The organism is Cupriavidus cauae (assembly GCF_008632125.1).
Taxonomy (GTDB): domain Bacteria; phylum Pseudomonadota; class Gammaproteobacteria; order Burkholderiales; family Burkholderiaceae; genus Cupriavidus; species Cupriavidus cauae.
Genome location: NZ_VWRN01000022.1, coordinates 61699 through 75320, shown reverse-complemented (window position 1 = coordinate 75320; position 13622 = coordinate 61699). Strand labels below are relative to the sequence as shown.

General features: G+C 67.9%; 13 protein-coding genes. 3 read left to right on the top strand and 10 right to left on the bottom strand.

The genetic code is table 11. The features are described 5' to 3' along the window. Positions 1 to 140 precede the first annotated feature (140 nt). On the top strand, positions 141 to 416 hold the full coding sequence (locus F1599_RS06605) for a type II toxin-antitoxin system Y4mF family antitoxin (protein ID WP_150082599.1): 276 nt from the start codon (positions 141 to 143) through the stop codon (positions 414 to 416). After that, positions 416 to 1669 (top strand): type II toxin-antitoxin system HipA family toxin, encoded by a 1254-nt coding sequence (locus F1599_RS06600; RefSeq protein WP_150082598.1) that lies wholly within the window; start codon positions 416 to 418, stop codon positions 1667 to 1669. Before F1599_RS06605 ends, F1599_RS06600 begins: the two co-directional genes overlap by 1 nt. Positions 1670 to 1681: 12 nt before the next feature. Here the strand turns inward: F1599_RS06600 and F1599_RS06595 are convergent, their stop codons facing one another. Then, positions 1682 to 1918 (bottom strand): hypothetical protein, encoded by a 237-nt coding sequence (locus F1599_RS06595; RefSeq protein WP_150082597.1) that lies wholly within the window; start codon positions 1916 to 1918, stop codon positions 1682 to 1684. A 281-nt stretch (positions 1919 to 2199) separates the two neighbouring features. On the opposite strand from F1599_RS06595, the gene ettA reads away from it, so the two are divergent. Next, positions 2200 to 3867, top strand: coding sequence for an energy-dependent translational throttle protein EttA (gene ettA / locus F1599_RS06590; RefSeq protein ID WP_150082596.1), 1668 nt, complete (start codon positions 2200 to 2202; stop codon positions 3865 to 3867). Positions 3868 to 3955: 88 nt separating this feature from the next. On the opposite strand, the gene F1599_RS06585 is transcribed toward ettA, so the two are convergent. The 9 genes from F1599_RS06585 to F1599_RS06545 all read right to left on the bottom strand — a co-directional run bounded on the left by F1599_RS06585 (position 3956) and on the right by F1599_RS06545 (position 13542). Next, entirely contained in the window at positions 3956 to 4732 is a 777-nt protein-coding gene (locus tag F1599_RS06585) for an enoyl-CoA hydratase/isomerase family protein (protein ID WP_150082595.1), read from the bottom strand. 38 nt (positions 4733 to 4770) lie between these two features. Then, entirely contained in the window at positions 4771 to 6327 is a 1557-nt protein-coding gene (locus F1599_RS06580; protein WP_150082594.1) for a class I adenylate-forming enzyme family protein, read from the bottom strand. A gap of 28 nt (positions 6328 to 6355) precedes the next feature. Continuing rightward, entirely contained in the window at positions 6356 to 8128 is a 1773-nt protein-coding gene (locus tag F1599_RS06575; RefSeq protein ID WP_150082593.1) for a long-chain-fatty-acid--CoA ligase, read from the bottom strand. Between the two features lie 140 nt (positions 8129 to 8268). Beyond that, positions 8269 to 9435, bottom strand: coding sequence for an acyl-CoA dehydrogenase family protein (locus F1599_RS06570; protein ID WP_150082592.1), 1167 nt, complete (start codon positions 9433 to 9435; stop codon positions 8269 to 8271). A gap of 19 nt (positions 9436 to 9454) precedes the next feature. Next, positions 9455 to 10279 carry an SDR family NAD(P)-dependent oxidoreductase gene (locus F1599_RS06565; RefSeq protein WP_150082591.1) on the bottom strand — a complete coding sequence of 275 codons (825 nt, stop codon included), beginning with the start codon at positions 10277 to 10279 and terminating at the stop codon, positions 9455 to 9457. Between the two features lie 58 nt (positions 10280 to 10337). Next, positions 10338 to 10757 carry a MaoC family dehydratase gene (locus F1599_RS06560; RefSeq protein ID WP_150082590.1) on the bottom strand — a complete coding sequence of 140 codons (420 nt, stop codon included), beginning with the start codon at positions 10755 to 10757 and terminating at the stop codon, positions 10338 to 10340. A 13-nt stretch (positions 10758 to 10770) separates the two neighbouring features. Next, entirely contained in the window at positions 10771 to 11214 is a 444-nt protein-coding gene (locus F1599_RS06555) for a MaoC family dehydratase N-terminal domain-containing protein (RefSeq protein ID WP_150082589.1), read from the bottom strand. A gap of 3 nt (positions 11215 to 11217) precedes the next feature. Beyond that, entirely contained in the window at positions 11218 to 12402 is a 1185-nt protein-coding gene (locus tag F1599_RS06550) for a lipid-transfer protein (RefSeq protein ID WP_150082588.1), read from the bottom strand. Between the two features lie 147 nt (positions 12403 to 12549). Continuing rightward, positions 12550 to 13542, bottom strand: a complete 993-nt coding sequence (locus F1599_RS06545; protein WP_149319679.1) for a tripartite tricarboxylate transporter substrate binding protein — start codon at positions 13540 to 13542, stop codon at positions 12550 to 12552. Positions 13543 to 13622 lie beyond the last annotated feature (80 nt).

Sequence of the window (13622 nt, the reverse complement as noted above, 5' to 3'; positions counted from 1 at the left end):
CGCCGTCGACCCATTCGTTCCCGGGAACTACAGCACCGCACCAAGCCTGCGATCAGTGGTATTACCGAGCGGTAATCTTTTTCCTTGACGATGCGTGGTTCCAATATAAAATTACCGAGCGGTAATATCAGGGGCGCAAGATGGCAACGGAGAAACAAAACTTCCCGAGCGGTAACTCAGCCGCCAGCGGCATCGTGGTTCACAGCTCGGCCGAACTCGGCGCCGCCATCCGCCGGCGGCGCGAGCAACTCGAACTGAAGCAAACCGATCTCGCCGGTCTCGGCGGTACCGGCAACCGCTTTGTCGTCGAACTCGAGCGGGGCAAGCCGACGGTCCAGCTGCAGAAGGTTCTCGACATCATGGACTTGCTGGGGCTGGAAGTGGTCGTGAAGCCCAAGACCAGCGGAGGCTTGTGATGGCCCGGCCCGAACGGCTCAGCGTCCTGTGGGGCGATGAAGTGGTCGGCACCATCCACGATACCGCGCGATTGGCCTTCGCCTATTCGCCCGCATGGCTCGCCAGGGAGGACCGCTTCCCGGTCGCCGCCATTCCGCTGATGCCGGGATTGCAGGACGCCGAGGTCGTGCAGGCCTTCTTCGAGAACCTGCTGCCCGAGGGGGAATTGCGCGACTATCTCGCGCAGCAGAAGAAGGCGTCCACCTTGTTTTCGATGCTCCTGGAGGTGGCGGGGGACACGGCCGGGGCCTTCGTCATCGTACCGGAAGGCGAAACGCCGAAGCCTCCCACGTACCAGGCGACCTCATGGCAGGCGCTGGGCGCGGCGCTGAGCAAGCCGTCTGCGGCCGCCGTCGATCTGAAAGGCGCCCGTGCACGGATCTCGCTCGCGGGCGCACAGGACAAGACGAGCCTGGCGATCTTCGACGATGGCGTCCCGCGTCTTCCTCGCGGCGTCGCGCCGTCCACGCATATCCTGAAGCCGGACATCAAGCGCCTCGCCAAGGTATGGCAGTCGGCCGCGAACGAAACCATCGTGATGCGCGTTGCCGCGGAGTGTGGTTTGCCTGCCGCCGAGGTTTTCTATGAACCGATGACGCGAGCATGCGTCGTGCGGCGCTTCGACAGGTACCAGCGGCCGGATGGAACGTTGGGACGGCTGGTCCAGTACGACCTGTGCCAGTTGGCCGGCACCGTGTCCGACCGCAAGTACGAAAAGGAGGGCGGCCCTGGCATCGCGGCCTGCGCCGCTCTGATCCGGCAACGCAGCATCCAGCCCGCGGTAGATCTGCGCCACTTCCTGAACTGGATCTTCTTCAACCTCTACGTCGGCAACAACGACAGCCACGCGAAGAATCTGTCGCTGTACGTGCTGCCTGGGCAGGGCGTGAGGCTGACCCCGTTCTACGATCTGATGTGCACCCGGCTGTATGCCGGGCTGTCAGGGGAGTTCGCGTTCTCGATCGGGGGAGAAAACCGGCCGGGCGAGATTGCGCGCCAGCACGTGGTGGCGATGGCCGAAACCCTTGGCATGCAGCCGCGCTTCGTATTGGGCCAGGCGGCGGAACTGGCGCAACGGATCCCGGGCGCAGTGGCGCGCGCGGTGGAGCACACCTTGCCGTCGTTGCCGCATGGCGCGCGAGATCTCGCGGACCGCCTCGGCCGGTTCATTCAGTCCACGACGCGCAAGGTCTCCGCCCGCATCGTGGCCTGAACACGCCATCGCTCAATGATGGTGATGATGGTGATGATGGTGATGCGCCCAGTGAATATCGTTCGACTCCACGAACGACGCCACCGCGTCCTTGTCCCCGGTGGCGTGGCGCATCATCTCGCCGCACTTGCAGAAGCCCTGGTATGGCGTGATATGCGAGCAGGCCGATACCTTCTGCAGGTACAGGGTCACGGGCTTGTTGCACTTCTTGCACTTGAAGGTCAGCGTGCGGGCGGGTTTGGGGCTCATGGTGGTACTCGGTCGGCAGGAATTTGCCCGAAGGCGAAGGGCACGATGATACCGCGCCTCGGCCCGCGCTTCGGTCGGTACATCGGCCGGTACGCCGGCCGGCGCGTGGGCCCGTGCAGCGGTCGCCGTGTCGGCCAGCGGGCAGTGCATGGGCCGGTCCAGGAGCAGTGCATGGACCCGTGCATGGGCCAGCGCATCGGCCACCCCGTCCGTCCGCCGCCCCCGGTTTGCTACACTGCGCCATCCCCCTCCCAACACAGTCATTTCACTGGGTAAGCCGCATGGCACAGTACGTCTATACGATGAATCGCGTGGGCAAGATCGTTCCGCCCAAGCGTCAGATCCTGAAGGATATTTCGCTGTCCTTTTTCCCCGGCGCCAAGATCGGCGTGCTCGGCCTGAACGGTTCGGGCAAATCGACGCTGCTCAGGATCATGGCCGGCGTCGACAAGGACATCGAGGGCGAAGCGATCCCGATGCCGAATCTGAACATCGGCTATCTGCCGCAGGAGCCGCAGCTCGATCCCGAGCAGACCGTGCGTGAAGCAGTCGAGGGCGGTCTGGGCGAGGTGTTCGAGGCGCGCAAGAAGCTCGAGGAAATCTACGCGGCCTACGCCGAGCCGGATGCCGACTTCGACCAGCTGGCCGCCGATCAGGCCAAGTACGAGGCAATCCTGGCCGCCAGCGACGGCAACAATGCCGAGCAGCAGCTGGAAGTTGCGGCCGACGCGCTGCGGCTGCCGCCGTGGGACGCCAAGGTCGGCCATCTGTCCGGCGGCGAGAAGCGCCGCGTCGCGCTGTGCCGGCTGCTGCTGTCGCGTCCCGACATGCTGCTGCTGGACGAGCCGACCAACCACCTCGACGCCGAATCGGTCGAGTGGCTGGAGCAGTTCCTGACGCGCTTCCCGGGCACGGTGGTCGCGGTCACCCACGATCGCTACTTCCTCGACAACGCGGCCGAGTGGATCCTGGAACTGGACCGCGGCCACGGCATTCCCTGGAAGGGCAACTACAGCTCGTGGCTGGACCAGAAGGAAAACCGGCTGAAGCAGGAAGAGTCCAGCGAGTCGGCGCGGCAGAAGGCGCTGAAGAAGGAGCTGGAGTGGGTCCGCCAGAATCCGAAGGGCCGGCAGGCCAAGTCGAAGGCGCGTCTGGCGCGTTTCGACGAACTGAACAGCCAGGAATACCAGAAGCGCAACGAAACCCAGGAGATCTTCATTCCGGTCGGCGAGCGGCTCGGCAATGAGGTGATCGAGTTCGAGAACGTGTCGAAGGCCTACGGCGATCGGCTGCTGATCGACAACCTGAGCTTCAAAGTGCCGCCGGGCGCGATCGTCGGCGTGATCGGTCCGAACGGTGCCGGTAAATCGACGCTGTTCCGCATGCTGACCGGCAAGGAGCAGCCGGACAGCGGCACGATCAAGATCGGGCCGACCGTCAAGCTGGCCTATGTCGACCAGAGCCGCGACGCGCTCGACGGCAGCAAGACGGTGTTCGAGGAAATCTCCGGCGGCGCGGACGTGCTGACCGTGGGCCGCTACGAGACGCCCTCGCGCGCCTATATCGGCCGCTTCAACTTCAAGGGCTCGGACCAGCAGAAGCACGTCGGCACGCTGTCCGGTGGTGAGCGCGGGCGCCTGCATCTGGCCAAGACGCTGATCGCCGGCGGCAACGTGCTGCTGCTGGACGAACCGTCGAACGACCTCGACGTCGAAACGCTGCGCGCGCTGGAAGACGCGCTGCTGGAGTTCGCCGGCTGCGTAATGGTGATCTCGCACGATCGCTGGTTCCTGGACCGGATCGCGACGCATATCCTGGCCTTCGAAGGCGACTCGCACGTCGAGTTCTTCGCCGGCAACTATCAGGAGTACGAGGCCGACAAGAAGCGCCGCCTGGGCGAGGAAGCGGCCAAGCCCAAGCGCATCCGCTACAAGCCGATCGCGCGCTGAAGGCGAAGCGCTTTCCCTGTCCCCCGGCCCCTCTCTCGCCTCGCGGGAGGGGGGGGAAAACCGGCGAGACTACCCCGAAACCTCCCCATTAGGTCGGCCACCGAAACGGAGCCGGCCGCTTCTCCAGAAACGCCTCGACCGCCTCGCGATTGTGCGCCGTGCCCATCGCCAGCGCCTGCGCATTGGCTTCCAGCTCGAGCGCGGTCGCAAGATCCCCGTCCGCGGCCACCGCACGCTTGATCAGGCTGACCGCCATCGGCGAGGCCCCGACAAAGGTGCGAGCAATTGCATGGGCGCGCTGCGCCAATGCCTCGGGGGGATGAATCTCCATCGCGATTCCCAGCCGCAGCGCTTCCTCGGCCCCGACCTCACGCGCCGACAGCATCAGCTCCTTGGCCCGCTGCACGCCGACCACGCGCGGCAGCGTGTGGAAGATCCCGCAATCGGGCACCAGGCCGACCTTCAGGAAGGACACGCAGAAGCGCGCCCGCGGCGTGGCGAGCAGGAAGTCGGCCGTCAGCGCCAGTCCGAACCCGGCGCCGAAGGCCGCGCCATCGACCGCCGCAATGACGGGCTTGTCGAGGCCGATCAGGTCGCGCAGCCATCGATGCAGGTCGCCGAGCCGCTCGCGCCAGCCCTGGTTGTCCAGACCGGCGCTCGCGATATTGCGCAGGTCGCCGCCCGAGCAGAAGTGTCCGTCGGCGCCGGTCAGCACCAGCGCGCGAATGCCGCGGTCGGTCGCGACCACGTGCACGGCCTCGGCGATTTCTTCGCGCATCGCGGGCCCGAGCGCATTGCGCGTCTTCGGATCCTTCAGCGTCAGCGTGGCGACGCCGTCCCGCACCTCGAAGTCGATTCGTTCCATCGGAATTCCTCTCGCTGATGGGTTCGCGGCGCCGACGATCAGCGCCCGCCGGCTGCCACCGCGCCGCGGTAGCGCTGCCGCAATTCGTTCTTCAGCACCTTGCCGGCCGCCGACAGCGGCAGCCCATCGACATAGGCGAAACTGCGCGGGCACTTGTAGCCCGCCAGCCGTTCGCGGCACCACTGCGTCAGCTCGGCCGACAGCGCGGCGTCGTCCTGTGGCTCGCCTCCCTCCACGACCACCACCGCATGCACGCGCTCGCCCCAGCGCGCGTCCGGCACGCCGATCACCGCGGCCTGCGCCACGCGCGGATGGCTGCGCAGCGCGGTCTCGACTTCGCCCGAGTACACGTTCTCGCCGCCGGAAATGATCATGTCCTTGAGCCGGTCGGCGATGAACAGATAGCCATCCTCGTCCATCCAGCCGCCGTCGCCGGTATGCAGCCAGCCATCGCGCAGCGCCTGCGCGGTGGCGTCCGGCTGGTTCCAGTAGCCGCGCATCACCATCGGCCCGCGCACGACGATCTCGCCGACGGTGCCACGCGGCACTTCCTCGCCTTGCGGATCGACCACGCGGATCTCGGTGCCCAGCCCGGCGCGGCCGACCGAATGCCGGTGGCGTTCGGCACCCGGGCCCGGACGATGATTGGCCGGCGGATTGATGCAGACCGCGGCGGCGGTCTCCGTCATGCCATAGGCCTGGAAGAACTCCGCGTTGGGCCACGCGTCGAGCGCGCGCGCCAGCAGGTCCGGCGGCATCGGTGCGGCGCCGAAGGCGATGCGGTTCAGGCTCTGCAGCCGCGCCGCGTCGAAGGCGGGATGATCGAGCAGCGACTGCAGCATGGTCGGCACCACGATGATGTCGGAGATCCGATGTGTCTCGATGGCGGACAGCACGATGTCGGCGCGAAACTGCGGCAGCGTCACGCAGCTGCCCCCGGCGATCAGCTGCCCGATCAGCCGGCCCAAACCGGCGACATGGAACAGCGGGGCAACCAGCAGCGATACGCTGTCCGGCGCATTGTTCAGTTCCGCGGCGCGCGAGATCGACGCGGCCCAGAAGTTGGCGTGCGACAGCATCACCCCCTTGGCGCGACCGGTGGTGCCGCCGGTGTAGAGGATCGCGGCCAGCGCATCGCCGCCGGTGCGCGTATCGTCGAGCGATTCCGCGCCGGCCGCCGCCGGGGCGGCGGCATCGGCCAGGAAGGTGTCGATCGGCACCACCGTGGCGAGGTCGTCGAGTTCCTCCGCCATCGCGGTCAGTTGGCGATCGGGCAGCAGCAGCCGGGCGCCGCAGTCGCCGATCGCATGGCGCAGCTCGGGCACGCTCCAGCGCGTATTGAGCGGACACGCCACCGCGCCGCGCCACCAGCAGGCCAGCAGCATCGCGATCAGGCCGTCGCCGTTCTGCGCGAGCAGCGCGACGCGGTCGCCGGGTCCCACGCCGTGACGCTTCAGCGCCGCGGCGGCACGCGCCACCCGCGCACCCAGTTCAGCGAAATCGGTGGTACGCGTGTGGCCGTCGGCCACGTGGCAAAGCGCAATCTTGGCGGGATGGCGCTGTATCGCGCGGTGCAGTCCCTGGGTCAGGTACATCGCGTGGGTCTCCGAAGCGGAAAACGGATCAGGCTTGCTGAAGCGGCTTGTCGAGGCGGCCGGCGTTGGCTTCGCCCAGAGCCGGCGCATCCACGGCCTCGGCTCCTGTCTCCACCGCACGGCACTGCTCCGCCTGAATCTCCCGCCAGAGCACCTTGCCCGTACCGGACTTCGGCAGCGCACTGCGGAACTCCACGGCCCGCGGCGCCTTGTACGCCGCCATCCGCTCCCGGCACCACGCGATCAGCTCGGCCGGCTCCAGCGTCGTGCCGGGCTTGAGGACGACGACCGCCTTCACCGATTCGCCCTGCCGCCTGTCGGGCACCGCGACGATGCAGGCTTCGTGGATCGCGGGATGCTGGTACAGCATGGTCTCGACCTCGGCGGGCCAGACCTTGTAGCCGCTGACGTTGATCATCCGTTTGAGCCGGTCGCGCATGAAGAAGTAGCCTTCCTCGTCGACGCTTGCCAGGTCGCCGGTGCGGAAGAAGCGCTTGCCGTCGCGCTCGAAGAACGACTCGCGGTTCGCGGCCTCGTCGTTCCAGTAGCCGAGCATCAGCTGGTCGCCGCTGGTCACCAGTTCGCCGACCTCGCCGGGTGGCAGCGGCGCCAGCGTGGCCGGGTCGACGATGCGCGAGTCGACGCCGAAGGCCGGAATGCCGAGGCACTGCCGCTTCGGTCGGTGCAGCGGATTGCAATGCAGGAACGAGGCGGTCTCCGTCATGCCATAGCCCTCGATATAGCCGAGGTCGAAGCGCGACTTCAGCATCGCGGCCACCGCCTCCGGCATCGCGGCGCCGCCGCCGTTCAGCAGCGTCAGGCTGGACAGGTCGCGCGCGCTCGCTTCCGGGTGCGCGAAAAAGTCGATCAGCATCGCCGGCGGCGCGCCCCAGGTCGTCACGCGATGGCGTTCGATCAGCCGCGCCGCGGTGGCGGCGTCCCAGCGCGGCAGCATCACCACCGTCGCGCCGATCGCGATCGGCATCAGCATCGCGTTCTGCATGCCGAGCAGATGGAACAGCGGCGCCACGCCCATCACCACCGCCTCGGCATGCAGGCCGCGCCAGAGCACCGCGGAGAAGGTCGACGCCAGCAGCGTGCGGTGCGTATGCATGCAGCCTTTTGGATGGCCGGTGGTGCCGGAGGTATAGGGCAGCACGCAGAGGTCGTCCGGGCTGGCCTGTATGTCGGGCGCGGGCAGCGCGGCGGCCAGCGCATCGGCCCAATATGCCAGGCGCGCATCGTCCAGCGCCGCGCGCGGGGCGCGCACCCAGGCGGGCACGTCGAGATCGGTATCGGCGTCGATGGCGTCGGCATAGTTGTGCACCACCACATGCCGCAGCCGATCGCCCGCCAGCGCGGGCCGCAGCGCCGGCAGCAGTTCCTGCGCGACCAGCGCGACCTGCGCGCCGCTGTCGCGCAGATAGTGATCCAGCTCGTTGGCGGTGCACATCGCATTGACCGGCACCACCACCGCGCCGCAGCGCACGATCGCCTGGAAGGCGACGACGAACTGCGGGCAGTTCTGGCTCATCAGCAGCACGCGCTCGCCCGGCCGCACACCGGCGTGGCGATGCAGATGGCCGGCCAGCGCCTCGGTCTGGCGGCGCAGTTCGGCGTAGCTCAGCTCGCGGCCGTAGAAGACGATCGCGGGCTTGTCGGGATAGCGGTCGGCCTGCACCGACAGGTTGTGGCACAGCGTGACGCGCGGCACGCGGATGCGATGCGGCAGCCCGCGCGGCCAGCTGCCGAACCACGCCGCCTGTGCCGATGGGCTGGATGGCACTGCTTCGGATGTCATTGCCTGCTGGTCTCCTGTGGTTGGTCAGGCGGCCGCTCCGCGGCGACGCGCGCCATTCGCCCCGATACCACGATACGCAGATGCACCGATGCACCGATGCACCGATGCACCGATGCACCGATGCACGATGCACCGCTGCCTCAGTCTTCCATCGCCCGCGCCACGATTTCCTTCATCACCTCGTTGGCGCCGCCATAGATGCGGCCCACGCGCGCATCGGTGTACATCCGCGCGATCGGGTATTCGTTCATATAGCCGTAGCCGCCATGCAGCTGCAGGCATTCGTCGATGACCTGGCACAGCGTCTGCGTGCTCCACCACTTGGCCATCGCGGCGGTCGGCACGTCGAGCTCGCCGCGCTGCAGCCGGCCGATGCAGTCGTCGACGAAGCTGCGCGCGATGGTGGCATGGGTCTGGCACTCGGCGAGCTTGAAGCGCGTGTTCTGCATCGCCATCAGCGGCTCGCCGAACACGTGGCGCTGCGTCACATAGGCGAGGGTGTCGTCGACGGCCCGCTGCATCGTGGCCGCGGCGCCGATCGCGATCAGCAGCCGCTCGCGCGGCAACTGCTGCATCAGCTGCCGGAAGCCGCGGCCTTCCTCGTTGCCGAGCAGGTTCTCGGCCGGCACCATCACGCCGTCGAAGAACAGCTCGACGGTGTCCTGCCCGCGCTGCCCGATCTTGTCGAGCAGGCGCCCGCGCTGGAAGCCCGGCAGGTCGCGCGTTTCGATCATCAGCAGCGACACGCCGCTGGCGCGCGCCTCGGGATCGGTCTTGACCGCCAGGCAGATCAGGTCCGCGTGCCAGCCGTTGGTGATGAAGGTCTTGGCGCCGTTGACCAGATAGTGCCGGCCATCGCTGCCGAGGATCGCGGTGGTCTTGATCCGCTGCAGGTCGGTGCCCGCACCCGGCTCGGTCATGCCGATCGCCGCCACCATCTCGCCGCGCGCCATTGCCGGCAGCCAGCGCTGCTTCTGCGCCTCGCTGCCGTAGGCGAGCAGATAGTGCGCGACGATGCCGCTGTGCACGTTGATGCTGAAGCTGGTGACCAGCGCGCGCTGCTGCTCTTCGCAGATCACCGCTTCGTGCAGGAAGCTGCCGCCGCCTCCGCCGTAGGCCTCGGGAATGCCCGAACACAGCAGGCCGAGCTCGCCCGCGCGGCGCCATATCTCGCGGTCGCAATGCTTCTGCTCGACCCACGCGGGCTGGCGCGGCACGCATTCGCTCTCGAAGAAGCGCCGCGCGGTATCGCGCAGCACCTCCAGTTCGCTGTTCATCCACGGACGGGACGCATGCTGGATCGTCATGGCGCGGTTCCGGTGCGAATTACGGGCGCCCGCCGCCGCAGACCAGCACCTGGCCGCTGACGTAGTTGGACTCGGGGATGCAGAACAGGTAGACCGCGCCGGCCGCTTCCTCGGGCGTGCCGCCGCGTCCCAGCGGAATCAGCGCCTCGGCGTTCTTCAGGATCTGCGGATTGACGCCGACCTTGATCTTGCGCCCCGCGATGTCGATGCTGGCGTCGGCCTGCGCATCGGCCTCGGTCAGCCGCGTCTTGATCAGGCCGAACGCGATGCTGTTGACATTGACCTTGTAGCGGCCCCATTCCTTGGCCATCGCGCGCGTCAGGCCGTTGATGCCGGCCTTGGCGGCGGCGTAGTTGGCCTGCCCCGCGTTGCCGTAGACACCGGACGTCGACGAGATATTGACGACCTTTCGGAACACCGGCGTGCCGCGCTCGGCCTCCTGCCTGGCGGCCTCGCGAATGAAGCCCGACGCGGCGCGCAGGATGCGGAAGGGCGCGGTCAGGTGCACCGCCAGGATGTCCTCCCACTGCTCGTCGCTCATCTTCTGGATCACGTTGTCCCAGGTATAGCCGGCGTTGTTGACGATGATGTCGAGGCCGCCGAACTGCTCGAGCGCGGTATTGACGAAGCGGTCCGCAAAGCCCGCCTCGGTCACGCTGCCGACGCAGGCCGCCGCCTTGCCGCCGCTCGCGCGGATCGTCTCCACCACGTCCAGCGCGGGCGCCTCGTCAAGGTCGTTGACCACCACGCGGGCGCCTTCCGACGCGAGCTTCAGCGCGATCTCGCGGCCGATGCCCCGTCCCGAGCCCGATACCAGTGCCACCTTGTCCTGCAGCTTGTTCATGCGTCTGCTCCTCGCTGTATCTGTGTTATCCGTGCTATTCCGCCCCGGCTGCCTGTCGTCAGGGCAGCGCCACCACCGCGTCGCCGGCCACCTTGACCTCGCCGTTCTGGTCCACGGTGCTCAGTTCGATCCGCACGCGCTTCTCGCCGTGCGCCTCCATCTTCTCGACCACGGTGCCGCGGCAGGTCAGCCGGTCGCCCACCTGCGTGATGGCGACGAAGCGCACGCCGAAGTCGCGCAGCGCCTGCTGTGGAACCCAGTTGGTCAGCAGCCTGCCGAGATAGGCCATCGACAGCATGCCGTGCGCGAACACGTCGGGCTGGCCCGCGGCGTGCGCAAAATCGGTGTCGACGTGGATCGGGTTGTGGTCGCCCGAGGCGCCGCAATAGAGCGCCAGCGTCAGCCGCGACACCGGTTCGGTCTCGAAGGCGGGCAGGGCATCGCCCACCTGCAGGGCGTCGTAGCGCAGCGTTGGCATCGGTCGGGCTCCCTTATCCATGGCGCATCACCGTGACCGTGCGCAGGTCGGCGACATGCGTCCCGTGCTGGTTGCTGACGCGCGTGCGGCGGACGACGAATTCGAGCGCGCCGCCCTTCTTGTCGTAGATGTCCTCGATGCATTGCTCGAAGGTCAGCCGGTCGCCCGCATAGGTCATCGCGTGATAGGTAAAGCGCTGTTCGCCGTGCAGCAGCCGGCGATAGTCCAGGCCCAGCAGTTCGCGGATCGCGGCCGGGTTGGGCGCGTCCATCTCCAGGCAGAACAGGAAGGTGGGCGGCACCGGCAGCCCCGGGTGGCCGGCATCGTGGGCGGCGGCCTCGTCGGTGTAGACGGGATCGTGCTGGCCGGTGGCCTTGGCGAACAGGCGCAGCCGGCCCGCCTCCACCGGCACGGTGAAGGGTGCCATCCGGTGCCCGATGTATTGGCGATCGATCATGGTTCAGGCCGCCTGATAGAGCGTCACCACGCAGGCGCCGCCAAGTCCGAGGTTGTGCTGCAGCGCGAGCCGCGCGCCGTCGACCTGGCGCTGGTCGGCCTGGCCGCGCAGCTGCCAGGTCAGTTCCGCGCACTGCGCGAGGCCGGTGGCACCGAGCGGATGGCCCTTCGACAGCAGGCCGCCGGACGGGTTGGTCACCACGCGGCCGCCGTAGGTGTTGTTGCCCTCGAGAATGAATTTCTCCGCGGTGCCCTCGGGGGTCAGGCCGAGCGCCTCGTAGGTGATCAGCTCGTTCGCGGTGAAGCAGTCATGCAGTTCGACCACGTCGATGTCCTCCGGCCCGATGCCGGCCATCTCGTAGACCTGCGCGGCGGCGGCACGGCTCATGTCGTAGCCGACCAGCTGGCGCATGTCGCGCTGGGCGAAGGTGCTCGGCGTATCGGTGGTCATCGCCTGCGCGGCGATGGTGACGCGCATGTCGAGCCCGTGGCGGCGGGCAAAGTCTTCGGAACACAGGATCGCCGCCGCGGCGCCGCACGTTGGCGGGCAGCATTGCAACCGCGTCAGCGGCTCGAACACCATCGGCGCGGCCATCACCTCGTCGAGCGTCACGGTGTCGCGGAAGACCGCCAGCGGATTGCGCGCGGCGTGCTGGCGCGCCTTGACCGAGATGCGGGCGAAGGTGGCGGGGCGGATGCCGTGCTGCCTGATGTAGTCGCGTCCCGCGCCGCCGAAGAACTGCGCGGCCCGCGGGGCGTTCGCATCAATGCCCTGCAGCTCGCCCATGGTCTCGGCGAAGCGCGCCATCGGCGAGGGGCGGTCGTCATAGGCGCCCTTGAGCGCGCCGGGCACCATCTGCTCGAAGCCGAGCGCAATCGCACATTCGACCGCGCCGCTCTGCACCGCCTGGCGCGCCAGGAACAGCGCGCTCGATCCGCTCGAGCAGTTGTTGTTCAGGTTGAAGACCGGGATGCCGGTCAGGCCGACGCGGTAGATCGCCGCCTGACCCGCGGTCGAATCGCCGTAGACGTAGCTGACGTAGGCCTGCTGCACCGCGTCGTACGGCACGCCGGCGTCGTCGAGGGCCAGGCGCGCGGCCTGCTCGCCCATGACCATATAGGGCTCGCTCTTGCCCGGCTTGCTGAAGGGAATCATGCCGACACCGGCGACATGGACTTTGCGTGTCATGGTCTGGTCCTCGTTGTTTGCCTGCTGCGTGGTCCCACTGTGCCCCTCGCGCCGCGATGCGCCAATGGCCCGCGCAACCAAAGTGCCTGGCCGAAACGATCAGCGCCGCCTGCGTTTGCCGCGTGCCTGGCTGCAGCGCATTGCCTGTTATTGCAGCTTGACGCCGATCTGGCTCAGGAACACCTTCTCGCGCGCGAACTGGTCGATCGCGTACTGCCGATACTCGGCGCTGCTCATGTACATGTCGACCTGGTCGTAGTCCGCCAGCATGCGCTGGTAGTCGGGGTCGCGCATCGCCTTGCGCAGCGCGTCGTGCAGGGTCTTCAGCACGGCCGGTTCCATGCCCTTGGGCGCGACGATGCCCACCGGCGAATTGACCGTGATGTCGTAGCCCAGCTCCTTCAGCGTCGGTACATTGGGGCGGCGCGGCAGCCGCGTGTTGCCCAGCGTCGCGAGCAGCCGGGCCTTGCCGCCATCGACCAGCGCGCCCCAACCGGGGTCCGAGATCACGTCGAGATGGCCGCCGAGCAGCGCGGTGGTTTCCTCGGCCATGCCCTTGAAGGGAATGAAGTTGAACTTGACCCCGGCCGCAAGCGCGAGCCGTTCCATCGCCACGTGGCCGCCGCTGCCGATGCCGGTGGAGCCGTAGCTGATCTGGCCGGGCCGCGCCTTGGCGTCGGCGAACAGGTCCTGCAGCGTCTTCCACGGCGCGTCCGCGCGTACCACCAGGCCGTTGGTGTAGCCGGTCAGGCAGATCACATAGGTGAAGTCGCTGAGTGGATCGAAATTGACCTTCTGCAGATGCGGCAGGCGGAACAGCGTGGCCGGGGCCACCGAGAACGTATAGCCGTCGGGCGCCGCACTGCGCGCCATCGCGGCCGGGCCCATGGTGCCGGCGACGCCGGGCTGGTTGACCACCACCACCTGCTGCCCCATTTCCCTGGACAGCGCGTGCGCCAGCGCACGCATCTGCACGTCGGTGGCGCCGCCCGGCGGGAACGGCATGATCATCGTCAGCGTGCGGGAGGGATAGCTGTCGGACTTGGCCAGCGCCACGGCGGGCCACGGTGACCAGGCGCCCAGCGCGCCGCCGGCCAGGGCCCACAGTGCGCGCCGGCGCGACTTCGATGTGTCTGCCATGTCTGTCTCCTGTTCTGTGTCCGCTGGTCGACGGTCCTGCCGCCACGGTGACCACAGTCTAGGAAGGCAGCGCGCACCGA

Bases quoted from the DNA above. Each gene is read 5' to 3' on its own strand.
- F1599_RS06560 (WP_150082590.1), bottom strand. From the start codon at position 10,757: ATGCCAACGCTGCGCTACGACGCCCTGCAGGTGGGCGATGCCCTGCCC.
- F1599_RS06600 (WP_150082598.1), top strand. From the start codon at position 416: ATGGCCCGGCCCGAACGGCTCAGCGTCCTGTGGGGCGATGAAGTGGTC.
- F1599_RS06565 (WP_150082591.1), bottom strand. From the start codon at position 10,279: ATGAACAAGCTGCAGGACAAGGTGGCACTGGTATCGGGCTCGGGACGG.
- F1599_RS06570 (WP_150082592.1), bottom strand. From the start codon at position 9,435: ATGACGATCCAGCATGCGTCCCGTCCGTGGATGAACAGCGAACTGGAG.
- F1599_RS06575 (WP_150082593.1), bottom strand. From the start codon at position 8,128: ATGACATCCGAAGCAGTGCCATCCAGCCCATCGGCACAGGCGGCGTGG.
- F1599_RS06595 (WP_150082597.1), bottom strand. From the start codon at position 1,918: ATGAGCCCCAAACCCGCCCGCACGCTGACCTTCAAGTGCAAGAAGTGC.
- F1599_RS06605 (WP_150082599.1), top strand. From the start codon at position 141: ATGGCAACGGAGAAACAAAACTTCCCGAGCGGTAACTCAGCCGCCAGC.
- F1599_RS06585 (WP_150082595.1), bottom strand. From the start codon at position 4,732: ATGGAACGAATCGACTTCGAGGTGCGGGACGGCGTCGCCACGCTGACG.
- ettA (WP_150082596.1), top strand. From the start codon at position 2,200: ATGGCACAGTACGTCTATACGATGAATCGCGTGGGCAAGATCGTTCCG.
- F1599_RS06545 (WP_149319679.1), bottom strand. From the start codon at position 13,542: ATGGCAGACACATCGAAGTCGCGCCGGCGCGCACTGTGGGCCCTGGCC.
- F1599_RS06580 (WP_150082594.1), bottom strand. From the start codon at position 6,327: ATGTACCTGACCCAGGGACTGCACCGCGCGATACAGCGCCATCCCGCC.
- F1599_RS06550 (WP_150082588.1), bottom strand. From the start codon at position 12,402: ATGACACGCAAAGTCCATGTCGCCGGTGTCGGCATGATTCCCTTCAGC.
- F1599_RS06555 (WP_150082589.1), bottom strand. From the start codon at position 11,214: ATGATCGATCGCCAATACATCGGGCACCGGATGGCACCCTTCACCGTG.